At 34.5% G+C, this 25,204-nt stretch carries 25 protein-coding genes and 1 riboswitch; of the genes, 22 read left to right on the forward strand and 3 right to left on the reverse strand.

Going from position 1 to position 25,204, the window contains the following annotated elements:
• Window positions 1-21 precede the first annotated feature (21 nt).
• From ACX5JI_RS06080 to ACX5JI_RS06155, 16 genes are all read left to right on the forward strand, one after another.
• Window positions 22-363: an ASCH domain-containing protein gene (locus tag ACX5JI_RS06080; RefSeq protein ID WP_459500166.1), complete on the forward strand. Its 342-nt coding sequence runs from the start codon at window positions 22-24 to the stop codon at window positions 361-363.
• A complete protein-coding gene (locus ACX5JI_RS06085) occupies window positions 360-776 on the forward strand; it encodes an NUDIX hydrolase (RefSeq protein WP_459500167.1) in 417 nt (138 codons plus the stop codon). Before ACX5JI_RS06080 ends, ACX5JI_RS06085 begins: the two co-directional genes overlap by 4 nt.
• A gap of 68 nt (window positions 777-844) precedes the next feature.
• Window positions 845-1,462, forward strand: coding sequence for an acetate uptake transporter (locus ACX5JI_RS06090; RefSeq protein WP_459500168.1), 618 nt, complete (start codon window positions 845-847; stop codon window positions 1,460-1,462).
• Window positions 1,463-1,604: 142 nt separating this feature from the next.
• A complete protein-coding gene (locus ACX5JI_RS06095) occupies window positions 1,605-2,048 on the forward strand; it encodes a flavodoxin (RefSeq protein ID WP_459500169.1) in 444 nt (147 codons plus the stop codon).
• A gap of 16 nt (window positions 2,049-2,064) precedes the next feature.
• Window positions 2,065-2,964 (forward strand): WD40/YVTN/BNR-like repeat-containing protein, encoded by a 900-nt coding sequence (locus tag ACX5JI_RS06100; protein ID WP_459500170.1) that lies wholly within the window; start codon window positions 2,065-2,067, stop codon window positions 2,962-2,964.
• Between the two features lie 230 nt (window positions 2,965-3,194).
• Window positions 3,195-3,395, forward strand: coding sequence for a cold shock-like protein CspB (gene cspB, locus ACX5JI_RS06105; protein WP_003198964.1), 201 nt, complete (start codon window positions 3,195-3,197; stop codon window positions 3,393-3,395).
• A 386-nt stretch (window positions 3,396-3,781) separates the two neighbouring features.
• Window positions 3,782-4,333 (forward strand): AarF/UbiB family protein, encoded by a 552-nt coding sequence (locus tag ACX5JI_RS06110; protein ID WP_459500171.1) that lies wholly within the window; start codon window positions 3,782-3,784, stop codon window positions 4,331-4,333.
• A gap of 210 nt (window positions 4,334-4,543) precedes the next feature.
• Window positions 4,544-5,200 (forward strand): PIG-L deacetylase family protein, encoded by a 657-nt coding sequence (locus ACX5JI_RS06115; RefSeq protein ID WP_459500172.1) that lies wholly within the window; start codon window positions 4,544-4,546, stop codon window positions 5,198-5,200.
• On the forward strand, window positions 5,197-6,495 hold the full coding sequence (locus ACX5JI_RS06120; protein WP_459500174.1) for a glycosyltransferase family 4 protein: 1,299 nt from the start codon (window positions 5,197-5,199) through the stop codon (window positions 6,493-6,495). Before ACX5JI_RS06115 ends, ACX5JI_RS06120 begins: the two co-directional genes overlap by 4 nt.
• A gap of 15 nt (window positions 6,496-6,510) precedes the next feature.
• Window positions 6,511-7,686, forward strand: coding sequence for a carboxylate--amine ligase (locus ACX5JI_RS06125; protein ID WP_459500175.1), 1,176 nt, complete (start codon window positions 6,511-6,513; stop codon window positions 7,684-7,686).
• Between the two features lie 4 nt (window positions 7,687-7,690).
• Window positions 7,691-8,746 carry a phosphotransferase gene (locus tag ACX5JI_RS06130; RefSeq protein WP_459500176.1) on the forward strand — a complete coding sequence of 352 codons (1,056 nt, stop codon included), beginning with the start codon at window positions 7,691-7,693 and terminating at the stop codon, window positions 8,744-8,746.
• An 88-nt stretch (window positions 8,747-8,834) separates the two neighbouring features.
• Window positions 8,835-10,085 (forward strand): glycosyltransferase family 4 protein, encoded by a 1,251-nt coding sequence (locus ACX5JI_RS06135; protein WP_459500177.1) that lies wholly within the window; start codon window positions 8,835-8,837, stop codon window positions 10,083-10,085.
• A gap of 1,349 nt (window positions 10,086-11,434) precedes the next feature.
• Window positions 11,435-12,121: a response regulator transcription factor gene (locus tag ACX5JI_RS06140; protein ID WP_084065703.1), complete on the forward strand. Its 687-nt coding sequence runs from the start codon at window positions 11,435-11,437 to the stop codon at window positions 12,119-12,121.
• Window positions 12,118-13,194, forward strand: coding sequence for a sensor histidine kinase (locus ACX5JI_RS06145; protein ID WP_459500178.1), 1,077 nt, complete (start codon window positions 12,118-12,120; stop codon window positions 13,192-13,194). Before ACX5JI_RS06140 ends, ACX5JI_RS06145 begins: the two co-directional genes overlap by 4 nt.
• A 284-nt stretch (window positions 13,195-13,478) precedes the next feature.
• Window positions 13,479-14,240 (forward strand): ABC transporter ATP-binding protein, encoded by a 762-nt coding sequence (locus tag ACX5JI_RS06150; RefSeq protein ID WP_459500179.1) that lies wholly within the window; start codon window positions 13,479-13,481, stop codon window positions 14,238-14,240.
• Between the two features lie 16 nt (window positions 14,241-14,256).
• The gene (locus tag ACX5JI_RS06155; RefSeq protein WP_459500180.1) at window positions 14,257-16,089 is read left to right on the forward strand and encodes an FtsX-like permease family protein; all 1,833 of its coding nucleotides are present in this window, start codon (window positions 14,257-14,259) and stop codon (window positions 16,087-16,089) included.
• 391 nt (window positions 16,090-16,480) lie between these two features.
• On the opposite strand, the gene ACX5JI_RS06160 is transcribed toward ACX5JI_RS06155, so the two are convergent.
• The 3 genes from ACX5JI_RS06160 to ACX5JI_RS06170 form a co-directional block, all read right to left on the reverse strand.
• Window positions 16,481-16,705 (reverse strand): Imm70 family immunity protein, encoded by a 225-nt coding sequence (locus ACX5JI_RS06160; protein WP_459500291.1) that lies wholly within the window; start codon window positions 16,703-16,705, stop codon window positions 16,481-16,483.
• Window positions 16,706-16,981: 276 nt separating this feature from the next.
• The gene (locus ACX5JI_RS06165; RefSeq protein ID WP_459500181.1) at window positions 16,982-18,073 is read right to left on the reverse strand and encodes a DUF3900 domain-containing protein; all 1,092 of its coding nucleotides are present in this window, start codon (window positions 18,071-18,073) and stop codon (window positions 16,982-16,984) included.
• 95 nt (window positions 18,074-18,168) lie between these two features.
• Window positions 18,169-18,516 carry a hypothetical protein gene (locus ACX5JI_RS06170; protein WP_459500182.1) on the reverse strand — a complete coding sequence of 116 codons (348 nt, stop codon included), beginning with the start codon at window positions 18,514-18,516 and terminating at the stop codon, window positions 18,169-18,171.
• 412 nt (window positions 18,517-18,928) lie between these two features.
• Here ACX5JI_RS06170 and ACX5JI_RS06175 point away from each other — a divergent pair, with 412 nt between their 5' ends.
• The 6 genes from ACX5JI_RS06175 to ACX5JI_RS06200 all read left to right on the forward strand — a co-directional run bounded on the left by ACX5JI_RS06175 (window position 18,929) and on the right by ACX5JI_RS06200 (window position 25,196).
• The gene (locus tag ACX5JI_RS06175) at window positions 18,929-19,840 is read left to right on the forward strand and encodes a VanW family protein (RefSeq protein WP_459500183.1); all 912 of its coding nucleotides are present in this window, start codon (window positions 18,929-18,931) and stop codon (window positions 19,838-19,840) included.
• 865 nt (window positions 19,841-20,705) lie between these two features.
• Window positions 20,706-21,413 carry a DNA alkylation repair protein gene (locus ACX5JI_RS06180; RefSeq protein WP_459500184.1) on the forward strand — a complete coding sequence of 236 codons (708 nt, stop codon included), beginning with the start codon at window positions 20,706-20,708 and terminating at the stop codon, window positions 21,411-21,413.
• Between the two features lie 369 nt (window positions 21,414-21,782).
• Window positions 21,783-21,888, forward strand: a riboswitch (SAM riboswitch).
• A 72-nt stretch (window positions 21,889-21,960) separates the two neighbouring features.
• Window positions 21,961-22,629, forward strand: a complete 669-nt coding sequence (locus tag ACX5JI_RS06185; protein WP_459500185.1) for an amino acid ABC transporter permease — start codon at window positions 21,961-21,963, stop codon at window positions 22,627-22,629.
• A gap of 19 nt (window positions 22,630-22,648) precedes the next feature.
• The gene (locus ACX5JI_RS06190; protein ID WP_459500186.1) at window positions 22,649-23,410 is read left to right on the forward strand and encodes an amino acid ABC transporter ATP-binding protein; all 762 of its coding nucleotides are present in this window, start codon (window positions 22,649-22,651) and stop codon (window positions 23,408-23,410) included.
• Window positions 23,411-23,421: 11 nt separating this feature from the next.
• Entirely contained in the window at window positions 23,422-24,216 is a 795-nt protein-coding gene (locus tag ACX5JI_RS06195; RefSeq protein WP_459500187.1) for an amino acid ABC transporter substrate-binding protein, read from the forward strand.
• 74 nt (window positions 24,217-24,290) lie between these two features.
• Entirely contained in the window at window positions 24,291-25,196 is a 906-nt protein-coding gene (locus tag ACX5JI_RS06200; protein WP_459500188.1) for a VOC family protein, read from the forward strand.
• Window positions 25,197-25,204 lie beyond the last annotated feature (8 nt).

The following is a 25,204-nucleotide window of genomic DNA, read 5'->3' on the forward strand; positions in this document are numbered from 1 at the left end:
AATGATGCGGGGTGATAGAAAATGCAATATAAAATGGGATTATATAACGAACCGTTTCAATCTATTCAATCTGGAAAAAAGGTATTTGAAGTACGCTTATATGATGAAAAACGTCAGAAGATACAAAAAGACGATGAAATTGAATTTACAAATTTAATAACAAAAGAAACAATTTGTACAAAGGTAACAGAATTGAAGTGTTATAAAACATTTCAACAGATGTATGAAGAGATTGATAAAGAGTTGCTTGATTGTGCAAATTGGAGTTTAGAAGAAATGTTAGCAAGTACATATGAAATATACACAAAGGAACAAGAACAGAAGTGGGGGACCATTGCGATCGGAGTTGAGGTCATATCTTGATCCGAAATCGGGGTGCAGCGCTCATTATACAGAAGGGACAGATTGCTTTAATAAAACGTATTCGAAATCATGAAGTGTATTTTGTTTTTCCGGGTGGGGGAATTGAAGAAAATGAAACACCTGAAGAAGCAACAATACGTGAAGTTTATGAAGAATTAGGCGTGCATGTTAAAATTCAAAAGCTTGTTACGAAGTATGAATGTAAAGGTACTCAGTATTTTTATCAAGCCCGTATAACGAGTGGTGTCTTTGGTTCAGGAAAAGCGGAGGAATTTGCAAAGTGTGACAGAGGACAATACATTCCAACATGGATTCTTGTAAAAGAGCTATTACATGTAAATATCAAGCCATATAAAGTAGCAGAAATGGTAGATCATTATTATAAGGGTGTGAAGTCTGACGATATACAATAAAAACCATTGACACGGCCTTCTGATTTCAGTATTGTATTCAAGTATGTGTCAAAATCAGGAGGTTTTTTATGAGTAATCAAACTACACATCATGTGAAAATGACAACAGCGGATCCATCTGGAATTGGTCTATTTGGATTAGCAATGGTAACACTTGTAGCATCATCGCAAAAACTAGGATTAACTGAAGGTGTTTCATTTGTATTACCATGGGCAATCTTTTTAGGGGGATTTGCACAACTTTTTGCTTGTGTTCACGATGCAAAGCATAATAATACGTTCGGTACAACGGCGTTTGGTGCGTACGGTTTATTTTGGTTAGGCGTTGGAACATCATGGTTAATTCAACTAGGTGTATTCGGAGAAAAATTAGCGCAAGCTGTGGATCCAAAACAACTTGGAGTAGCCTTCATTGGATATTTAATCTTTACGATTTTTATGACGATTGGAGCAATGGAAACACATAAAGTATTATTTATGATTTTTGTACTTATTGATTTCTTATTTATCGGTCTTTCATTTAGTACTTTAGGTGTTATGCCACATGCTATGCATAATTTAGCAGCGTATTCAGAACTATGTATTTCATTATTATCTTTCTATGGTTCAGCAGCTGCTGTATTAAATATACATTTCGGAAAAGTTGTATTACCAGTAGGAAAGCCATTTGGCATTTTTACAAAATAATCATGGAGAAGGCACGAATGACAAGAATCGTCATTCGTGCTTTTTTTGTTGAGAAATAGGGATAGTGAAAAAACAATTGATTCTCATTCTCATTATTAATATAATGAGAATGAGAATCAATTGTGAAAAAGGGGATGTCGACATGGCGAAAATTTTACTAGCGTATGCAAGTATGTCAGGGAATACAGAAAGTATTGCTGATTTAATTAAAGCAAGTTTAGATGCATTCAATCATGAAGTGGAATTGAAGGAAATGGAAGGAATGGATGCAGAAGAATTATTAGAATATGATGGTATCATTTTGGGGTCTTATACATGGGGCGATGGCGAATTACCATTTGAAGCAGAAGACTTCCATGATGATTTAGAAGGTGTAGATTTAACTGGGAAAAAAGTTGCTGTATTTGGTTCAGGTGATACGGCGTATGAGCTGTTTTGTGAAGCGGTGACAATTTTTGAAGAGCGTCTTGTAGAATGCGGGGCGGAACTTGTACAAGAAGGTTTGAAAATTGAGTTATCTCCAGAAGAGGAAGAAGATATCGAGAGATGTAGTAACTTTGCAATCGCATTTGCCGAAAAGTTGTAAGAATAGGAGTGGCATCGTGGAAACAATGTTAAGTGCAACTGCCGTAACGAAATTAGAAGATAAGAAGCTTATATTAGCGACTACATATAACGGTCTATTTATGGTGCAAAATAGAAAATGGAAACAAGTATTACCAGAATTTCAAAAACGAATTCGCGATTTATGTAGTAACGGTAAAATGATTTACGGTGTGGGGGACGAAGGGATTTTTGTTCGTAGTATGGATGGTGGGGAAAACTGGAGTGTCCAAAGATTTCCAACGAAGGCAACAAGCTGGAATGTATGCAGTAATGCAGATGGAAAAGTTATTGCACATGGCGATAAAACGATATACGTTTCAGACAACTTCGGCACTACATGGGAAACCATTCGTCCATTTCATTGTTATGACATTGATGCACCATCTATTCGTTCGTTATTTTTATTTAAACATTTCTTATTTATTGGTACAAAGATTCATGCTAAATATGGTGGTGTTTGGCTTTTTGACTTGCGAAGACGTAAGCTTAGAAGAATTAAAAGGGCAACAAATCAAATGATTTCTGCGTTGACATTACACAACTCTTATTTAGTAGTAGCAAGTGGTTCGTGCAGAGGTAAAAGTGGAAACATTTCTTTTTGTGTGATGGACGAGATTATGAACCATAAGAAGCTAAATTGGAAAATATGTCAAAGTGAACAAAAAGAAAATAGCTATTTAGACTTAAGTGCTGATCAACAAGTGCTATACACAACTTCAACCAAAAATAAAGCTGGAATAGGAACGATTTGTCGAGTGTCTTTAGAGAAGGAAACGATAACGGCATGTGGATCAATTAAAGGACATGGCTGGCGCATTGTGAATGAAAAGGAAAATTATGTTGTAGCAGGGTCTGGAGAATCGAAAGTGATGCACTGGGAGCAAAGAATTGTGTAAAATATATAAAAAAATAAGGGATTCAGCTTTACTTTTATTATATTGATGTGGTATAGTGTTTATAAACCATTTTACTTTTAATAATATAGAGATTTAAATGAGCTGTAACTTCAGAAGGGGATAGCAATGTTAAATCTCCTTTGTAGTTGCAGCTTTTTAATGTCTTAATTATTGTTGTAAAGTGGTCGAAAATGAATATGTACATAGGTACATTGTAGGAGGATTTTTTCATGCAAAACGGTAAAGTAAAATGGTTTAACTCAGAAAAAGGTTTCGGATTCATCGAAGTTGAAGGCGGAGAAGACGTATTCGTTCATTTCTCAGCTATCCAAGGCGAAGGCTTCAAAACTTTAGAAGAAGGTCAAGAAGTTACTTTCGAAGTAGAACAAGGTAACCGTGGACCACAAGCTACTAACGTAGTTAAGAAGTAATTGAACAAAAAGAGGAGGGCGTGCCCTTCTCTTTTTTTTTGCTTTTTTATAAGTTGTATATATGAGAAATAGTTCTTTTCTCTATAGTAACCTCAAATTTTCTCTCTTACATAAAGGGGCCCTTTAATCAGTGGGGCGTCTTTATCCCCCACTAATTATCAAACCTCACCAATTGGGCTGCCCGCAAATAGCGTGATAAATACACCTCATCTAAATCTCTATTTTATACATGTCATATAAAGGATGATTAGCTTGAACAACCTCCTTACTATAAAAAGTATCCACTAAAAACTAGGTTAGTGTTGGTTACATATTTAAAAATCAATCATAAGTTGTTAAATGATACTAGTAATGAAAATCAAGATTATTTGCTAAGGAGAAATGAAATGGAACCATATTTCGCTCAAAAAAGAATAAATAGGACAGAAATGACTGGAAACAAACTTATTGGTAATGGAAAGGATGGAGAAATATATCAATTATGTGAAGATAAGTGTGTGAAAATATTTTTTCGTGAAGAAACGCAAAAAAAAGAGTTGAAAGCTCTAATAAAAGGACAATCTTCCCCTGTTATTCCGAAAGTGTATGGATATGGCGAAAATTATATTGTTATGGAATATGTACGTGGAACGTCACTGGCACGCTATTTAAAGATAGAGAAACAAATTTCTGAAGAGTTAACGCATAAAATATTAGTTATGTTAGAAGAATTAGAAAAGGTAAAATTCACTAGATTGGATACGGAAGTTAGACACATATTAATAAATGAGGAAGGGCAGTTAAAAGTAATTGATCATAAGAGAGCGTTTACCTCAGATCGTAAAGTTCCTAAAAAATTATTGCAAGGTTTAAAAAAGTTGGGGCTGTCATATGCTTTTTTAAATCATGTGAAGAAGTTACGTTTAACTGTTTATAATACATGGATTAATCATCAATAAAATGACTGCACATACTAGTATCCATTTCCGTATGATTATTTTCATCATATTAGATTGATATAATTATTTAAAAATAGATGAAATAATATATATATTGATGGATAGGATAAAGTGGAAAATAGGTTAACGATACAGAAAATTCTCCGCTGATGGTAGTTTCTTTTTGTTGCATTGCATCATAAATTAAGCAGTATAAGGAGTGAAATAATCATGGGAGAGAGTGTATTGGTTATTGCTGCTCATCCAGATGATGAGCTGTTAGGGCCTGGAGGTACATTAAGGAGATTAATAGAGGAGGGCTGTAAGATTGTATCAGTTATTACTGCTTTAGGAAGAAAAGAGGAAGCGCATCATATGCAGCAAACGAGTATAGCTGCAAATAATGAAATCGGTATTAATGAAGTTATATTTTTAAATCATGCAAACTTAGAATTGGAGCTAGTTCCGTTACATCAATTAACGAAAGAAATTGAAAAGCTAATTGAAATTTATAAACCTAGTAAAATTTTCACTCATCATTATGGTGATATTAATATAGATCATCAAATCACTTTTAAAGCTGTGCTGACAGCAACTCGACCTTTGCCAAATAGAGAGCCGATAGAATTGATTACATTCGAAACGGTGTCTTCTAGTGAATGGAATGCTCATACGAATGATACCATTTTTAAGCCTAATTATTTCGTTGACGTCACGAATCAAATGGATGTAAAGATTGCGTCTTTGAAACATTATGATGTAGAAATGAGGGATTTTCCGCATCCCCGTTCTTATGAAGGGGTAAGGTATTTAGGGAGAACTCGAGGAATGACAATCGGTGTGCCATATGCTGAAGCATTTGAAGTAGTAAGGAAGGTATGGCGATGAAGACTCAGGGAGGATTTCCGTATCCGTATATAATCAAAGCGCTGGATGAATATTTTGGGTTAAGCTCACAATCAAATAGAAAGAAAAGTATGGTGGGAAGAAGTTTTGAGAATATAACTTTTAAAGTACCGAAAAAGAAAAAATTGTCTATATTAATTGCTACATTTTGGGATTACCCTCACGTTGGAGGACTATCTAACTATATTAAAACACTTAGTGAAGGATTAAAAAAATTAGGGCATCGGGTTGATGTTATTTCTCCTAATCAATTTTCTATGAGTGAAGTGGAAAGGATTCGGGAGGACATTGTACCTAAATTAAAAAAATTCTTTGGTGCACGCTATGGAAGTTATAATAGTACAATTATTAAAAGTCAAAAAAAAATGTATACCTATGAAAAAATGTTATTAAAAAAACTAAAATCTAAAAAATATGATGTTTTTCATGCACAAGATTTATTTACAGCTAATATACTAGGCAGGTTTAGTGAACATTACAAATGTCCTTTGTTATATACACCCCATGGAATGTACACTTTTAATAGACTGAAATTTGGCATGATTGAAAAGGGCTCTTTGGAGGAGGTTTACTATAAAGGATTAGAAAAACAAGCGATTGAATTTTCTAATCAGTTAATTATACTAAGTGATTCTTTTAGGAAACCACTATTGCAGCTAGGGGCGAAACAAGAGAATATGAAAACAGTCCTTACAGGTATTCAGTATCCAAAAACGTCCCGAGCGAAAAGTACACATGGCAATAAGTTGGTGCTGACATGCGTGTCTAGATTAGGGCCACGTAAAGGTCATAATTTATTGTTTGATGCCCTTTCACAAATAGAAAGCGAATACACAGATAAAATAAAAGTCCTTATTGTTGGGGATGGTGAAATGAGGGAGGGATTGGAACAGCAAGTTGAGGCACTCGGTTTATCTATGGTGGAATTTTTGGGGATAAGAGATGATATACCTGATATTTTAGCTCAAACAGATATTTTTGTTCTTCCAACGCTCAACGACAGCTTACCAATTTCGATTATTGAAGCGATGCATAGTGGACTATGTGTCATTTCTACAAAATCAGGAGGGATACCTGAATTGGTGAACCATTCTCAGACAGGGATACTTGTAGAGGTAGGGGATACAAAAAAACTAGCCGATGCGATTAAATTTGCTATTACAAATCAACAAACTCGGGAAAAATTAGGCGAAAATGCAAAGAAATTTGCTAAGGATTATTTAACTCGAGAAGCGATGACAACTCAAATTGAAGCAATTTATAAAAAAAGTATGTAAGTGAGGAAGATCCTAATGAATCATGAACATGAAGCAGTTGTATTGGATTTAAGTGCAAATGGGATTGGAATCATCCGAGGTTTAGCAAGAAAAGGAATTAAAGTTTATGCATTTGATGTTGAAAGAGTTTATAAAATAGGAAAATCACGTCTTGCATCATGTGGAGTTTGTCCTAGTCCTTTATATGAAGAACAGCAATTGCTTACATTTTTAATTCAGTTGGCTGAAAAATGTAAAGAAAAACCAGTATTGTATACTGGAGCTGATGATTATGTAGTATTTATTTCGAAATATCGCAAAGAATTATCAGAATATTATTTATTTTTATTTCCTGAACATGATGTAATTGAACAACTAGTAGACAAACAAAAAATGTACGAATTAGCAAGAAAACATAATATTCCATGTCCTAAAACGTATATCATTGAGCAAAATGAGGAATTAGAAGAAGCGATACAGAATCTTGATTTTCCATGTATATTAAAACCAGTTTTAGGACATGAATTTCGAAAAAAGATAAATCAAAAAGCGATTGTAATACAAAATCCAAGTCAACTAAGAAATGAATATCAATTGTATCGACAGCACGGACAGCTTATGATTCAAGAAATTATTCCTGGAGATAATCAGTGCTTTTATAAAGTTGCAACATTATATAGCGATAAGATGGAGCTACTCGCATTATTTTCGTTACAAAAAAACCATCAATTTCCGGCGGAATTTGGCACGGGAGCTCACATTGTTAGTAAGGGGCTTCCAGAGTTAGTAGATATATGTTTACCTTTTTTTAAAGAAATAAATCTTAAAGGTATTGGTATGATAGAGTTTAAAAAAGATCCTCGTGATGGCGTGTACAAATTTATTGAAATAAACCCGCGTTTTTGGTTAACGCATAGTTTGACACAGCGTGCGGGTATCGACTTTGTGTATATGTACTATTTATATGTGACAAATCAAAAAACGGCGCCGCAACTTACACAAATAGATGGTGTCAAATGGATTTATTTTGTAAGGTATTATTTGACATTTCGTTATAAGAAGAAAAGAGAAGGGATGACATGGCGAGAGTTTTATGAAGGCTTGCGAGGACAAAAAGAGTTTGCGCTATTTGCATGGGATGATCCAATGCCATTCATTAGAAGTACATGTTCCCACCTAATGAATGCTTGGAAGCAAAGGCGAAAGGAATGAAAATATGTATGAGCCAAAAGGATTATCAGATCACTTTCAAAGATTAGAAATCTCGAAAAAACTTTCTTATGAAATCGGTGAGAATGTTGTAGTTGATCCTGCTAACATTACTTGTTTAAAGTCAAATCAAAAAATGAGCGTTTATAAATTATTCCTTCAAAAAAAAACAGGGGATTATCCCGTTATTTTGAAAATTTATCACTCTGATCATTATAAAAATGAAGTTGAGATTAAAGTCTACGATAAAGCATATCACATATTAAAGGAGTTTCTTCCTCGTATATATTATATTGAAAAAAATAAATCTGAAACGTGGATATTTATGGAGTTTGTTCACCAAGTACGAGGACAAATTACATTCACTCCAGCGCATTTTGATTCTATCATTCCCTCTGTTGCTAAACTGCACGCGCATATGTTTGAGGGGAGGTTTAAGAAGCATAATGATGTTTGGAAAGGCTGGCTTCCTATTTATGAGTCCGATAAGATGAAGAAGGATAGAGTGAAATATATAAACAGGACAATAACATTGCTTCATGCTGCGGTAGAGGATGAACGTTTGAAAAAGATTGTTAGGCCTCATTACAAATCGCTTATGAAAATATATCAAAAAGGGCCAGACTTTTTTCCAGAACTAATTGAAAATGGTTCGTCAATAACGCATGGTGATCTTCATATGCAAAATATATGTAGTAATCATATAAATAGCGCTGGGCCGTGGAAGATTCAATTTATTGATTGGGAGTCTGCTAAGTATGCACCAGTTTGGTTTGATATGGTAGTTTTGGTTGAAATATTATTGGGGTTCAGAAAAGATTGGCAAAGTAATGCTGAAGAAATTCGCACACATTGTGTGAAGTTTTATACAGAGCAAATGAAGAAGAATAGCGTTACATTTAAAACGAATCCAATGGATCTTTATAAAATGGCGTATTTGCAGAGAACGTTAGAAAAAGGGCTGCATACACAATTGAGAAGAATATTTGATAACCGTGGTGGTGAATTATTACCATATCACCTTGAAAGGGTTTCGACATGGGGAAAAGAGTTTGGATTATAGAAGACATGTGATGGACGGTTTAAGTAGGAGGAGGATTTTCTTGGATGCACAATCTAGGTGTCCTTTACATGGGAGCCTACTGAGAGTCATGGATGAGTATTATAATATTGAAAATCAGCTAGATTATGAAATGAAAACGTTCCAGATCTTTGGTGGTGTAAATAGTAGTAAAATAGACAAAATAAAAATTTTATATGTAACATTTTTAAAATATCCTAATACAGGAGGACTATCAAACTATATTACGTCATTAAAAACGGGATTTGCAAAGCAGGGTCATGAAGTAGATGTTATCTCTCCTCTTCAAATGCCAACGGAGCATTTTGAAAAACAGATTCCCGAGGAAGCCCGATATATAAGGGGTTTTTTACAAAAAAGATACGGTATAACAAATGAAAAGATTATAAAAAATGTTAGTTTTTTGAATGTATTTACATCCTTTTTAAAGGGGCAATATTTAGAGAGATATGATGTGTTTCATGCGCAAGATTTATTTTCCGCCTTTATATTGGGTCAATTAAATTTAGAATATAGAAAACCCCTTTTTTTTACCCCGCATGGACATTTTACAAAAAGTCGATTAAAGTTTGATAAAATTCAAAAAGGATCGATTGAAGAAATTTACTTTAGTGAAATTGAAAAGCAGGGGATACAAGCATCTAATAAAATTATAACGATTAGTGATTCTTTTCATTCCCCGTTAAAAGAATATGGAGCAAAGAAGGAACAACTTATTACGGTTTATACAGGTATAGACTTTAAAGAATTTACTATAGATAAAAAGACAAGAGAAGAGAAAATTATTATTTCTTGTGTTGCTAGACTTTCTCCAAGAAAGGGTCATGATATTCTTCTAAGAGCACTTTCACACATGAAAGAAGTTGTATCAAATGTGGAAGTATGGATTGTTGGGGCAGGTGTCATGGATGCAGCATTGGAAAAGCAAGTACAGCTACTCGGTTTAAAGGGGATTAAATTTTTAGGAAGAAGAACGGATATACCAGAAATTCTTTCGTACTCTGATATTTATGTGTTGCCTACTATAAATGATAATTTCCCGCTTTCGATTATTGAAGCTATGTTATCAGGAACAGCAATTATAACAACGGACTGTGGCGGTATACGAGAAATGATTCAAAATGGAAGGACCGGAATGATTTGCGAACCAGGAAATGTACAACAACTTGCAGAAGCATTGGCTTTATTAGTAAGAGATAAAAAATTGCGAGCATATTTAGGAAAGAATGCCAGGGAGCATGCTCTTAATCATTTTACACAAGAAATCATGGTTTCACAGATAGAGAGAATATATCGTTCTTCCTTACAAAATAATGAATAACAGAATGCCCCTCCCTCAAATGTACGATAGGGAGGGGCATTTACTTTATTATCTTAAAATCTACAGTTCTACTTTCAGGATACAAAGGAAAGTAAACCTGTAGATTGGATGAAAAGAAAAACAGTACAAAAGGATGGTTGTTTTTGTTGGAAATTATACATACATAACCTTAACTTGATGGCAATGTGGCGGTACCCTATGCCCATCAAGCTAAGGCCTTGAATTACCCACTAAACAAAATTTCTATTCATTATTGCCTACTGATAAATAGATTATGTTTCCATGTTAAAAGAGTGGGAAAAGTTTTTTAATGCTTGTTATTAGTTTTTGTATGAAGTTAATTTCGGATAATTGATTATTGTATTCTTTTAATTGGATTAGATATTCATAATCATTTTGCAACAACCAAACTTCGTTTTTTTTCAATGTACAATGAATTACATCAATTACTAACGATCGCATAAAATCCGTCTGCAATCATACCAACTTTTTATCTGTTAAGAAACTTTGCACCAGCCCCCTTTTGGGCTAACTTATATATCTTTCTAAATTCACGAATTTCTTTACCGATATTATTTAATGTAATGCCCACCCTAGAATTTTCTAAAAATTACTATGGACTCACTCTTATAGTATAGTATAATACCTATTTAACGGAGAATGGACTCCCTCTTGGATTATTGGAAGTTAAATCTAATACTTTACTATATTTTTTAGTTGTTGTTAATAACTACCATTACAATGAGAAGCTAATAGTGAACATTTCAAGAGTGACCATATATTCTTATGACAAACTGCTGTAGAAAGCTTAAGAATTCTTAAGAACTTTTGCCCCTTTTTCTTAAGGTTTGGACTCTAGAGTATGATTATGAGTTCAAACCTGTGGGATGATTAGGTATGAAAACAATTCGCTTTCTTATTTCTGTATATAATGCACTAAAAATCAATTGGTGCAGCCATTCCAATTTTAAGGTTTCTTGGAGACAAAATAATTGAAGGAATTGATTTGAAGAAAATAAATTACATTGTCAAATATGGACCAAGTACAGGTGTATTCACAGAAAAATTAATTAAAAGAAGAAATCTCAAGACAATTATTTTATTAGTGGAAAATAATAAGGAATTTTATTTTTTTACTAAAAGCAAAAGTTAAAGAAAAAGGGAACTTATTTATTGTATATGGATCAGTAGTAAATATTGAACAATATATTAGGGAGAACGATATTACGTATATACATTATGTTATTTCTTGTCTTCCGTTTGCAAGCTTAAGAAAAAGAGAAGATAGAAATGTCTCACCTGCTTATGTCTTTAGCTGTTTAATACGAGAAAAAATATGGAGGAATCATATGGAGTCAAAAATTCTTATTGTCGATGATGATAAAGAGATTAGAAATCTTATCTCTGTTTATTTGGAAAATGAAGGTCTGAAAACTCAAAAGGCAGAAGATGCTATGGAAGCTTTACAACTGCTAGAAGAAAAGGAGTTTGATCTTATAATATTAGATATTATGATGCCTAATATGGATGGTATTGAAGCATGTATGAAGATCAGGGAAGACCGCAATATTCCTATCATTATGCTATCTGCAAAATCTGAGGATATAGACAAAATTCAGGGTCTAGCCTCTGGTGCAGACGATTATTTATCAAAACCGTTTAATCCATTGGAATTAATCGCTAGGGTAAAATCCCAATTAAGAAGGTTTAAAAAATACAATACGTCAATAAATCATAATAAAAGCATCCTAGAAATTGGTGATTTAACCGTGAATACAGATACACGTCAAGTATGGGTAAGGGGAAAGGAAACCAGGCTAACTCCAAAAGAGTTTGATATACTCGAACTACTTGCCGGTAACAAAGGGATTGTCCTGAGTGTTGCAAAAATATATGAAGCCGTTTGGAAAGAGGTTTTTTATAAATCAGATAATACCGTCATGGTGCATATTACAAAAATAAGAGACAAAATCGAAGAGGATTCTAAACATCCCATTTATATTAAAACTGTTTGGGGAATTGGGTATAAAATATGAAGAGGGTTAGTTTTAGAAATAAAATAATTATAAAACTTCTTGTTGCTGTTGCAGTTAGTTTTTTTGTTGCGTTTGGTTTAACAATCCTTATGGTGCTATTCGTCATAGATCCATTATTTAAAAAACACGAAGATTTTGGTATGTTTGAACTCAATTTATCATTGTTATTCTTATTCTCGTTCGCAATTTTTAACTTTATAGTAATTTTTTTGATATTGGTTCGAAAGAAAATAGCATATTTGAAGCTCATTTCTGATAATGTGAATGATATTGCCAATGGAAAACTGGGTTTGACCATTGGGATTAAGGGGAAGGACGAATTGACCCAACTTGTTCAAAATATCAACTATATGTCCAAGGAATTGGAAAATACATTTGAACAGGAAAGACGATTAGAACGTACAAAAAATGAACTCATAACTAACGTATCTCATGACTTACGCACACCGTTGACATCTATTATTGGTTATATAGATTTATTAAAAAGAGGACAATACGAAAGTAAAACACAATTACAGGAATACCTTGAAACCACTTATTTAAAATCAAAGAGATTGAAATGTTTAATTGATGAACTGTTTGAATATACCCGTTTATCAGGCATCGATGTTAAGTTAAACTTTAATGAAGTTGATTTATCAGGTTTGTTGGAGCAAATAGTTGGAGAATACATTCCTATATTTGAAAAGGAGGGTTTAATCGTTCAAAAATCAATAACGGAAGAAACAATACCTATTTTCATAGACGTAGAAAAAATGGTACGTGTTTATGAAAATCTGTTTATGAATGCGATAAAGTACAGCATGAAACCATCTGAATTATCAATATGTCTTGAACTAATAGGTAACAAGGCAATTTTGAAAGTATCAAATAAAGTCGAGAAGCCGCCTGTTAGCGATCCAAATAAATTGTTTGAAAGGTTTTTCAGGGGGGATAAGGCAAGAAAAGATGACCAGGGAAATGGTCTGGGGCTTGCTATCTCAAAAAGAATTGTTGAACTTCATAATGGTAATATATATGCAAAATATAAAGACGGCTGGATGTCCTTTATTGTTGAACATCCAATCAAATAGATTAGCTTATGGAATTACAGGTTCCATAAGCTTTTTTTTATAAAACTTAAGAATTCTTAAGGATTTTACAGGGTGTTTCCTAATTTTCATAGTTTATTATGTATGTATTCAAAGCGATGAGGAGAGAGGAGAAATTAAAGAGAAAATTTTCTTTACAGCTTTCAAGTGGATACATCGTGACAACCTCATGAAAAAGGTAGATGCAACATGACTATTTTGTTAGTAGCAAATAAGAATAGCAACTTATTTTAAAGAAATGAAAAAACAAACGTAGGAGGATATATATGACGAAACCAGTTGTAGACGTGAAAAACGTCCAAAAAGTGTACGGTAAAAAAGGTGAGAACCAATCACACGCGTTAAAAGGTGTATCATTCTCAATTCAAGAAGGTGAGTTTGTCGGAATTATGGGACCATCTGGTTCTGGTAAAACGACATTATTAAATGTAATTTCAACGTTAGATAAAGCAACGGGCGGCGTTGTTGAAATTGCAGGAACAGATATTACGAAAATGAAACAAGGTGAGCTTTCCGATTTCCGTTCACAAATGTTAGGATTCATTTTCCAAGACTTTAACTTATTGGAGAATTTATCTATTTACGAAAACATCGCTCTTCCACTTTCCCTTCAAGGTGTTTCATCACGAAATATTGGATCAAAAGTAGAAAAGGTAGCTGATATGTTAGGCATTTCAGCAATACTTCAAAAGTATCCATCTGAAGTATCTGGTGGACAGAAGCAACGTTCAGCAGCAGCACGTGCGTTAGTTCATGAACCAGCAATTATTTTAGGAGACGAGCCAACTGGAGCTCTTGATTCTAAAAATGCAACCAGTTTACTTGATGCCATGACAAACTTAAATAAAGAGCAAGGTGTATCTATTATGATGGTTACACATGATCCGTACAGTGCAAGTTACTGTCAGCGTATTTTATTCATTCAAGATGGTGAGCTATATAAAGAAATTCATCGCAGTGGTACACGTGAAGAGTTCTATAAAGAAATTTTAGACGTGCTTGCAAACTTAGGCACACAAAAAGCGTAAGAAAGGAGGTTCAGTCATGTTATTTAAACTTTCCATGTCAGGCCTAAAAAGTAAGTTGCAAGATTATATTGTCTTACTTGTTGGTCTTATCGTATCTATTTCTACTTTTTATATGTTTCAAACGCTATCATTAAATAAAACGTTTCTTGAATCTAGCTCTTCTATTCGGGATATTGTATCTATATTCCACATTGGTTCCTTTCTGTTAGCGATTATAACATTTTTCTACATTTTATATGCAAACTCTTTCTTAGTATCTCTTCGCCAAAAAGAGTTTGGTATGTATATGATGTTAGGAGCAAAAAAGCATAAAGTTACACTACTTATGTTTATTGAAACAATCGTATTAGGCGCAGCGTCTCTTGCGATTGGAATTACAGTTGGTGTAGGACTTGCAGAAGGTATCGGACAGTTACTAATGAAGCAATTGGAATTTCCTGGTGAGGGTTATCAAGCATTTTATATTCCATCTATAACTGTTACGTGCATCTTCTTCTTTGCACTATTTGTACTATCAGCAATTATGAGTAGTATTAAATTAGTACGTTTTTCCGTATTACAACTTGTACATGCAGATGCACAAACAGAACGTGTCGCGGTAAAAGGAAAAATGACAGTTGTAGTTGCATTCCTTGGTTTAATTTTGTTAGGTATTGGTTATGCATCACTGACCTATATTCCACAAGCGGGAATGGCTGCTCTCGGATTAATGGCCCTTGGATTGACCACAGCAACCTTTGGTACTTACCTTTTATTTGGATCACTTCTCCCAGTTATGATTAACAAGTTAAAGAGTAATAAAAAACGTAGTGAGAAAGGCCTCAATGCTTTTACTTTTGCACAATTAAATTTTCGTATGAATAGCCTAGCAAATGTGCTTGCCACGGTAGCAATGTTAGTGGCCCTTGGAGCTGGTGGGATTTCTGGTGGTATGGCATTTAAAAACAACGTAATAAAAATGGTTAATGGTAGTGAAATTTACGATTCAGTCGTTCATAATCCAACAACTGAAGAAAAGAAAATTTTGAATACCATCTTATTTACAGAGAAGCTTGAATATCATTACAAAATAGATGGTCAGTCTATTTACTATTTAAAAGAGGATTTAGAGAAAAATCGTCCTTTAGTATTGAAAAATAGTAATGAGAGAGCAGAGTTTGGGAAAACAAAGAGAGTTTCAGAAGAGTTGCCAATTGGTGCAAACGTGAAGAAGTCACCGCAACAATGGAGTGAAGCTTTCGAAATAATCCAGCCATATTATATGTATCCTGATCATGAAATAAAAATTGTAGACAAAAACATGTACCATAGTATAGAGGGTCTCGAAAGTACTGTGTTTATTGGGAAAACAGATAATTTTAAATCATACTTAAAGGAATGGAAACAACTTGACGAATTACAGTTAGCTAAATATACAAGTATGAAACCTGAAGAACTGAAGAGTAAATATCGAATGTATGATTCTTATCATGGCATGTTCAGTGGATTGATGTTCATGGGCTTCTTCGTCGGAATTGCGTACTTAGCAATGATGGCAAGTTGCCTTATGTTTAAAGTTTTATCTGGTGCATCCAAAGATTGTACGCGTTATCAAATGCTTCGTAAAATCGGTGTTCGCCGAGAGTTATTAACACAATCGATTTATAAGGAGTTATTCTTCGTGTTCTTAGTCCCAGCAATTGTTGGCATTGTTCATGTATTAGTTGGTATGAACATGTTCGGAGCCATTTTGATTGATCCATATTTTCGTATTTGGTTACCAATTGTTATTTTCGTAGTGATTTACTCGATTTATTACTTCATTACAGTTCAATTGTATAAAAGAATTGTGCTTCCGAAAAAAGATTAATGTAATGATGTTATTTATACGAAATGTCAATATAATTAGCTCCCGTTTTATTGATCATCCTAAATGGGTACAAGAAATTTGGAAATAATAAATGGACTAGCACCACGGTCCATAAACAATTGGTTCTAGTCGGGTAGCACCATACCGCTATTAAGCTAACAAAACAAAATACCCCCTAAAATAAAAAAATACGCTATTTTTTCTGTAGAATTAATGGTATATAATTAAGCCTATCTCATGTGAGATGGGTTTTTAATTTTTTACCATTAACATGGGCACTGAATCCCGTTCTGGATATTTTTATTGTAACTTATTTTTAAATAACCAATCAAATTGAATCCTTAGTTTTTATTATAATAACATTCTACTCTGACAAATTTTATTATTAAATTTATCTCCCGATCTTTTCAATCGTTACATCTTGCTTTTCTTCCATTGAATCCTTGAGTGCACTTTCTAGTAAATCAAGGAATATTTTTCCTCTTTCGGTAGTATGATATTCTGCTAAGTTAGTTATATCTTCAGGGATTTTATCTTCATAAGGAGGACGAAAGTGAACGTGGGTTATCGAGAGTGTTGTTGGTAAATAAGAGGGGGAATAGAAGACGTATATAATAGAGGAAAGTGGTCAGACTTTCGATTGGTTAGTAATGTGAAACGTCATAAAATAAGTGGTTTTAGTATCCATATCCTTTTAGTGACCACCAAATAGACACGTAAATGTGACCAAAATAAAAGAGCGCTTGTTAACAGCGCTCAGTAAAAAATAGTTATATGGAAGCATTCATTTAGTGTTAGAACCGAAAATTTAAGTACTGTATGGTCACAAACGTGGTCACACTTGTGGACACATAATTGTTTTTTTAACATGTGTATTAGTTACTTTTTTACATTATTCAATTTCTTCTGGGTTATAGCTATACTGTTGCTTATTCTCAATTCGCTCAATCACATCTTGCAGTTCATCCGGCTTCAAAAACTCAATTGGAGAAAAGCCCTTTTCAAATGTAAGTGTATCTGCCTCAATCATCAGTACATATCTATCGTTTACCTTTGCAATATGGATTTGATCTCCAAAGTCCGCAAGTAACGCCTTGACAGAAATATGATCTGCTTTTACTTTCAACTCAACTTCAGGGGCATGCTCGACAATTTGAGCTGTCGCTTCCATTACTTCTTCGGTTGTAAATTGTTCCATAATCTCACGTTTTGGACTTGCTGCCCATACTTCCATTGCTTGGTCAAATTGTTCGCGTTCTTCAGTACCTTCTTCAAATACATCTTCAATTTGGTCGTACACCATATCCATAACTTGTGTTTTCATAATTTCTGGCATCGAGCGCTCATATTCAACAAATTTTAAGAAGTCTTCGAAGTAGCGGGCGTGTGATGCTTGGTGTATTTTTAGTTCGCCTACTTCTACAATTCCCTCTTCAGGCATGTATGGGTATTGAATAGACTTCATATTCTTCGTCGTAATTGCCATTTCCACGTTTCGGATAAGTGTTGCTTCATCAGAAATGGAAGCGACTTTTGGCTCGAAGTCACACTTCATCACGAATACGAATGGATCATCAAAGTATTTTCGTAGTTTTGCTTGGGCAACTAAAAATACGCCCCCGCGCACTGCACTTGTGTCGATATATGTATAAACGAGAGGTTCACTCATATCTTTGAAATTCTCTTTCGTTTCTGCAAAGCGGATCCGATTAAATAAGTTATAATGAGGGTTTGAATCGAATTCGTGTCCAGCTTCTACAATAAATCGACCAATCTTTGTCGGGGCTTGTTCGGTTTTTGCGTGGCGTTCTACTTTTCGTTTTGATATTTTTAATAATTCACCATCTAAGAAATCTTTTAAGGAACTGTCTTCGTATTCTTCAGCATCTAACGTTTGAAAATGCTTATATCGTTTATCTGCTTGTTCACCTTTTCCTTCTACTTGTACAACATAGAAAGAGAGGAAATTTATTTCAAAATCCATATTTATCACCTTGTTTCATTTCATTAACTCTTATCAGTATAGAGATAGAGAAAACTTTCGTCAATTTAATGAAGGAAGGGAAAACCCTTCCTTCATTAAAAACCATCCTCGAGTGCTGAAAATGGAATGTTGAGTCTATTTTCAACAGTACGTAAACGTTGATTTAATCTGTTTAGTCTACGTGTATGACGTTCTGCCGTTTGTTGAAGCTGCTGTACTTGACGATTTAACTGATTTACTCTTTGTTCTAGCTCGTTTACTCGTCTTTCTAACTGACGACCACTAGCACCTGGGAATGAAATCGGCATTTGGAATTGCCTGTTTGGATCATATGGATTCATTTGTTCAGCTTGTTCTATATATGGTTGGTATTGCGGTTGTCCTTCATATTGCTCTTGATAATAATAAGGGGTGTAAGGGACAGATGAATTGTAGGGATACATAAACATCCTCCGTTCTCTAAAGTTTGGTGAATTCACCATAAGGTATGTGCAAGAGCGGATGGGTGGCACGGCAAATACCCATTTTCAATGGAGATTGTCATGATGTATGTGTAAGAAAAGTTGCTAGTTTTTTTGAATGATTATTAAATGGAAAAAATCATGAAATATCAATGTATTTAAATTGTTTTTTAATTGGTGGTTGGTATATACTGGTTAATGAAGAGGAGGATTACATTATTAATAAACTTAAGTTTTTTAAGTAAATATTTGTAGACATTTCTTCAAGAAAAGAGTAGTTTTAATATAGTGGAAATCAAATTGTAATATTTGTAGTTATAGTTCAAAATCATGTAATCATACATAGATACATTTGAAAACAAAGAGTAATGGTTAGGGAAAAGGAGAGAGTGTATTGTTACGTAAGGTACAAAGTATAGTAATAGGGGCACTATGTGTAAGTATAGTGAGTGGATGTGGTACAAAAGTAAGTGAAGTTTCGTTAGTAAGTGGTATAGGGGAGCACACTGTAGAAGCTAAGACCGGCGTTAGCGACAGCATCAGCTTAGTTGATCCTAGAACTGGGAAAGAAATGAAAAATGTAAATCTAGCAAACTTAGGTTATTTTGAAGATGAAAATAAATTTAAAAAAGAAGTAACAAAGGTTGCTAGTGAAGTTGGAAAAAGTATTGACCAAAAGATGATTCCTTCACGTCTAGCAGGTGATGGAACGTGGCAAGAAGGAAAGCCTTCTTATGAGCTAATGGAAAAAGAGTTAGTAAATAAATTAATGAATGTAGGAATGTGGGATTCCTCATACCAATTACCAATTGTCGAAAAGAAACCTGTAGCGACGCCAGAGGATGCAAGAGGAAATGGTGCAGTGTTAGGTAGATACGAAACGAATTTAGGAGGTTCTACAGGCGGTAGAATTGAAAATATTCGTTTGTCTGCAAGTAATATTAACGGTGTAGTATTAGGAAAAGGAGATCGTTTCTCTTTTAACGCCCTAATTGGAGATACAACACCAGACAAAGGGTATCAGTTAGGGAAAGAAATTGTTGATGGGAAATTAGTAGATGGTTATGGCGGGGGAGTATGTCAAACATCTTCTACTCTTTTTAACGCGGCAGACCAAGCTGGTTTAAAAATGGTGGAGAGAACGACACACTCTAAAACAGTTGGATACGTTCCGCAAGGCCGAGATGCTACAATTGCCTATCCATATTTAGATTTAGTGTTTGAAAATACAAATGAAGTACCTGTCAAGCTTTATATGAGCATCGAGGGTGGAAAACTTGTTGCTGAAGTACGTGCGACAAGATAAGAGTAACGTTATTATACATAGAAGTCTTATAGATGCAACGAACGATTCTTGGAAGATAAGGAGAATCGTCACTGATCGAAGTCATTCTTTCTAGTATTTTTCTGGAAGGGATGGCTTTTTGTATGTATCAACTAAAAATAGGATGGATCCACTATTCACGGGACGGGGATAAGCTAATTGTGAAAGTAAGCTTATCCCTGACTAAAAAATTCTTTTGATACACTCGACTAAATGAAAGTTTGGCTAAACGAGTAAGTTTCGTAATAGCGAGAACTTTGAGGAGGGGGAAATTGTGCAATTTATTTTAGAAGCAATAGCAATCGCTGGAATTATATTCATCATTGTGATTTTAGGATTTAGTAAAACATTAAAAGATATCAATCGAAAGAAAAATAAAGAAGACAAATGAATTATATTGTAAAAATGACATGGAGAAATGTGTTCTATAGGCGTGTGAATGATAATTTTTTCTGTCTAATTTTTCAGTGCAGTTCTTCTTTCTATATGAAATTAGTTTTATAATGTAAACTAATGTTCATTTCGTCAAGTTGTTTATAGGATGAATTGAGACAAATGTAGATTTGACATAAAGTTGCGAAGCGTTGCCCCTTTGGATATGATTATCTAACGAGGGGTTTTTATGTCGAAAGGAAAAAGAACATCTGTGAAAGATCGATTGAGGAATGATAGACAGTAGACACCCTGATTAAACATTATTTGCGAAAAGTAATACTTAAGCTGACGGGTAGCATACTTGAATAAGACTAATGGTAAAATTGCGAAGTATGGAAGACTTGATAAAGAATAGAAACTAGTTGGTTACAATCAAAAGAGTCTTAATATAGTAAGGAGGAAGTGCAAAACTATGGATTTCGAAACAGTTATGCAGGAGCTTGAAGCCCTCGGTAAGGAAAGAACTAAAAAAATATACATATCCAATGGTGCAGAAGAGCCGCTTTTTGGTGTAGCTACAGGTGCTATGAAACCAATCGCAAAGAAAATAAAAATAAATCAATGTTTAGCTGAAGAGCTTTATGCTACAGGTAACTACGATGCAATGTACTTTGCAGGCATTATTGCAAATCCAAAAGCTATGAGTGAGTCGGATTTTGATCGTTGGATGGATGGGGCGTATTTTTATATGCTGTCCGATTATGTAGTGGCAGTAACGCTATCAGAGTCAGATTTTGCACAAGACATTGCTGATAAATGGATTGCAAGCGGTGACGAGCTGAGAATGTCAGCGGGCTGGAGCTGCTACTGCTGGCTTTTAGGGAATCGCCTAGACAATGAATTTTCCGAAAGCAAGATTTCCAATATGCTTGAAATTGTGAAACATAAGATTCACGATTCACCAGAACGAACGAAATCCGCTATGAATAATTTTCTATACACCGTGGGGGTTTCATATTTGCCGCTACATGAAAAGGCAGTCGAGACCGCAAAGGAAGTAGGTATAGTAGAAATCCAACGGGATAAGAAAAAAAGTAGTTTCCTAAATGCTCACGAAAGTATTGATAAAGAAATTGATAGGGGAAGGCTTGGTTTCAAACGTAAGTATGTAAGATGTTAGAAATTAGCTTAGTATCGGGGTGTTGATCCAAGAAGGATTGACACTCTTTTCGTATAAAGTCATATATATAAATCCAAATTAAAAAACGAACATTAAACCATTCTTTTCAGATGGATGAAAGGATCCGGCCATGGATAGAAGCGGTCAGTGCCTTTTTTAGCCCTACTCCATGTGAAAACAGAAGGGGAAAACGAGTGAAGGTCTCTGTTTGTTCTTCATAACCATAATGTATCTGTTAGAAAATCAAATTGGATTTATATATATTTTGTTGGTTGAAAGAAATATAATCCCTAGTTTTCTTATTGACATTTAATACTTTTGGTTGTATCCTTCATAATAACAACTAAATAATGGAAAATTTTATTTAATTTCTTATCAAGAGAGATGGAGGGACTGGCCCGATGATATCTCAGCAACAGACTATTGAGTACTGTGCTAATTCCAGCAAACGGATGGATCGTTTGAAAGATAGGAAGAAATGAATGGTAATTCAGTTCTTCTTATGTATGTAAGAAGAACTTTTTTGTATAGAAAGGAGGGAAGTAGAGTGACATTTGACGTAGCGTATTTTTTTGAAAGTTTTCCGCAATTATTTAAATATGTATACATAACTTTAGGAATTACTGTTGTTTCAATGGTTATATCGTTTGTGATTGGTATTTTTTTAGCGATCATTACGAAAAACAAAACGAAAATTTTATATCCAATTGCAAGAGTGTATATATCATTTTTTCGCGGAACCCCATTATTAGTTCAATTGTTTGTGCTGTATTTTGGTTTTCCACAAATATTCCCATCCTTTACAGTACTTACGGCAATACAAGCAACATTAATTGGCTTGAGTTTAAATAACGCAGCATATTTGTCTGAAATTATTCGCGGTTCATTGCATGCTGTGGAGTCTGGGCAGATGGACGCTTGTTTATCCGTTGGGATGACAAAAGCGCAAGCGATGCAGAAAATTATTTTTCCGCAAGCTATACGTGTGGCAGTTCCAGCATTAGGAAATAATTTTGTTGGGCTACTAAAAGAATCTTCGTTATCTTTTGCATTAGGGGTTGCTGAGATTTTAGCACAAGCGAAAATGTTAGCGGCACAATCATATCGATATATGGAAAGCTATTTAGCTGTTGCGATAGTATATTGGATTATAACGATTGTAGTTAGTTGGATGCAACAAAAGTTAGAGAAAAGGCTTGACGCACCGTACTTGTAATAAGAAAGAGGTGAGCTATTTGATTGAAGTGAAAGGATTGCATAAATCCTATAACAATAATGAGGTGTTGAAGGGGATTTCGCTTCATGTAAAAAAAGGAGAAGTAGTAGTCATTATTGGGCCCTCTGGTTCAGGAAAATCGACATTTTTACGATGTTTAAATTTATTAGAACAGCCGAATGATGGGAGTATTAGAATTGAAGATTTAGAGGTTCATACGAAGAGGATCCAAAAAAAAGAAATGTTGCAATTACGTCAAAAAACGGCAATGGTTTTTCAAAATTATAATTTATTTAAAAATAAGACAGTATTGCAAAATATTACAACACCATTAACTGTAGTAAAGAAAAAAAGTGAAGAAGATGCGAAAAGTATCGCACGAAAACTACTAGAACAAGTTGGTTTAGCAGAAAAAGAAGCGTTCTATCCGGCAATGTTATCTGGTGGTCAGCAGCAAAGAGTTGGGATTGCTCGTGCACTGGCATTAAATCCTGCCGTGTTGTTATTTGATGAACCAACTTCAGCGCTCGATCCAGAGTTAGTAAATGAAGTACTGCAAGTGATTAAGAATTTAGTAGAACAGCACATTACGATGGTTATTGTTACACATGAAATGAACTTTGCAAAAGATGTAGCAGATCGAATCGTTTTTATGGCGGATGGTATTGTCATAGAACAAGGTACACCAGAAGAAATCTTTCGAAATCCGCAGCATGAGCGTACCAAAAAGTTTTTAAGACAAATAGATGCTTCAGAAGAAGGGAATCATTTCGTTATTTAGGAGGAGAAGTTGTGAAAAAATCACCAGTATTACTTACAATAGCATTAACGTTAACAGTTGGTATTTTATCGGCGTGTGGCGCATCGAATGTGTCAAATAAAGAGTCAAATGAGAAGATTGTTAAAGTTGGAACTTCTGCTAGCCGTAGCCCTTTCATTTTTAAAGATGGAGAAAAAGTAAAAGGTTTTGATGCTGATATCATTGAAGCAGCGGCAAAAAGGGCTGGCTACAAAGTAGAATGGAATGTATCTGACTTTGAAGGATTATTTGGATTATTGGATTCAGGGCGTATAGATACGATTGCAAATGAACTATCAGTTTCAGCAGAGCGTAAAAAGAAATATAATTTTTCAGTTCCGTATGTGTATTCCGGATCCGTCTTTGCAGTGAAGAAGGATAATAAAACGATCAAATCGTTAGAAGATTTAAAAGGGAAGACGGTAGGTGTTGGGCTTGGGACAGCTGGAGAACAAGAATTGAAAGCATTAAATAAAGACAATGCTTTTACGATTAAAACATTTTCAGAAGATCCGACTGCGGAATTAAATGAAGTGGGGCTTGGACGTGTAGATGCATATTACAATGACAAAGTTCAAGTAGAAACAACAATTACAAAAGCAAAATTAGATAACGTGAAAGTTGGATTTGGTCCGCTTAAATGGGGAGAAATTGCTTTCCCGTTTGCTAAAAATAACAAAAAGTTAGAAGATATTAATAAAGCTTTAAAAGAATTAGAGCAAGATGGTACATTAAGTGAAATCTCGAAAAAATGGTTAAAGATTGATGCTACAAAAAAACAAAACTAAAGTGTATTCGCGAAGCGGAGAAATGACTCTGTCAGCTTATATAAATAATTAAAGGAATAAGGGGAGAAATGATTATGGTACAAATTCATCCGGAAACACGCATTGGGCATGTAGAATTTAAAGTGAAAGATTTAGCGCGTCAAATTGCTTTTTATGAAAGTGTAGTTGGTTTAGAGGTAATAAGAAAAGAAAATAATAAAGCGTATTTAGCTGGAAAAGGTGGAACAAAGACGTTATTGGTACTTGAACAATTAGATAACGCGACTTTACAAGAGCCACGCACAACAGGAATATATCACGTTGCTTTTCTAGTTCCGACTCGTAAAGATTTCGCGTCTGCATTATTTGGTGTCATTCGTAATAAGAAAGTAATTGATAGCCCAATTGAGCAAGAGGGACGGTATACATATTCAAATGAAATTTTGCCGATCTCACGCTTTAACAGTGCGAGTGATCATACATATAGCGAAGCCTTTTACTTACAAGATTTAGAGGGGAATGGCATTGAGATTTATGCAGACCGTCCGCGTGACCGATGGGGAGAAGGACCAGGCGGAAGTACACCATTAGACTTAAAAGAACTAGCGACACTCGTTGATTACGACTTTAACGGTTTGCCGGCAGAAACGGTAGTGGGGCATGTGCATTTACGTATAGCAGATGTTGAAAAGTCACATGAATTTTATGTGGAAACAGTAGGGTTTGAAGTGCAGCAACGTGAAGAGGATTGCCTTTTCATTTCAGCAGGCGGATATCATCACCACATTGGTGCGAATACATGGAATGGAGTAAATAATCCACATCCACCAGCACATGCAACTGGATTAAAAGTATATACAATTATTTTGCCACATAAGGAGGCATTAGATGAAGTGAAAAGGAGACTTATAGAAAAAGATCATGAATTGATAGAAGTAGTAAATGGATTTACAGTGCTGGATCCAAGTGGAATTACGGTGCAGTTTGAAATAGAAGGATGATAAGTTTT

The organism is Bacillus sp. C1, from assembly GCF_054570475.1.

Bases quoted from the DNA above. Each gene is read 5' to 3' on its own strand.
- ACX5JI_RS06140 (WP_084065703.1), top strand. From the start codon at position 11,435: ATGGAGTCAAAAATTCTTATTGTCGATGATGATAAAGAGATTAGAAAT.
- ACX5JI_RS06120 (WP_459500174.1), top strand. From the start codon at position 5,197: ATGAAGACTCAGGGAGGATTTCCGTATCCGTATATAATCAAAGCGCTG.
- ACX5JI_RS06155 (WP_459500180.1), top strand. From the start codon at position 14,257: ATGTTATTTAAACTTTCCATGTCAGGCCTAAAAAGTAAGTTGCAAGAT.
- ACX5JI_RS06095 (WP_459500169.1), top strand. From the start codon at position 1,605: ATGGCGAAAATTTTACTAGCGTATGCAAGTATGTCAGGGAATACAGAA.
- cspB (WP_003198964.1), top strand. From the start codon at position 3,195: ATGCAAAACGGTAAAGTAAAATGGTTTAACTCAGAAAAAGGTTTCGGA.
- ACX5JI_RS06165 (WP_459500181.1), bottom strand. From the start codon at position 18,073: ATGGATTTTGAAATAAATTTCCTCTCTTTCTATGTTGTACAAGTAGAA.
- ACX5JI_RS06115 (WP_459500172.1), top strand. From the start codon at position 4,544: ATGGGAGAGAGTGTATTGGTTATTGCTGCTCATCCAGATGATGAGCTG.
- ACX5JI_RS06090 (WP_459500168.1), top strand. From the start codon at position 845: ATGAGTAATCAAACTACACATCATGTGAAAATGACAACAGCGGATCCA.
- ACX5JI_RS06200 (WP_459500188.1), top strand. From the start codon at position 24,291: ATGGTACAAATTCATCCGGAAACACGCATTGGGCATGTAGAATTTAAA.
- ACX5JI_RS06130 (WP_459500176.1), top strand. From the start codon at position 7,691: ATGTATGAGCCAAAAGGATTATCAGATCACTTTCAAAGATTAGAAATC.
- ACX5JI_RS06145 (WP_459500178.1), top strand. From the start codon at position 12,118: ATGAAGAGGGTTAGTTTTAGAAATAAAATAATTATAAAACTTCTTGTT.
- ACX5JI_RS06080 (WP_459500166.1), top strand. From the start codon at position 22: ATGCAATATAAAATGGGATTATATAACGAACCGTTTCAATCTATTCAA.
- ACX5JI_RS06110 (WP_459500171.1), top strand. From the start codon at position 3,782: ATGGAACCATATTTCGCTCAAAAAAGAATAAATAGGACAGAAATGACT.
- ACX5JI_RS06150 (WP_459500179.1), top strand. From the start codon at position 13,479: ATGACGAAACCAGTTGTAGACGTGAAAAACGTCCAAAAAGTGTACGGT.
- ACX5JI_RS06135 (WP_459500177.1), top strand. From the start codon at position 8,835: ATGGATGAGTATTATAATATTGAAAATCAGCTAGATTATGAAATGAAA.
- ACX5JI_RS06170 (WP_459500182.1), bottom strand. From the start codon at position 18,516: ATGTATCCCTACAATTCATCTGTCCCTTACACCCCTTATTATTATCAA.
- ACX5JI_RS06125 (WP_459500175.1), top strand. From the start codon at position 6,511: ATGAATCATGAACATGAAGCAGTTGTATTGGATTTAAGTGCAAATGGG.
- ACX5JI_RS06180 (WP_459500184.1), top strand. From the start codon at position 20,706: ATGGATTTCGAAACAGTTATGCAGGAGCTTGAAGCCCTCGGTAAGGAA.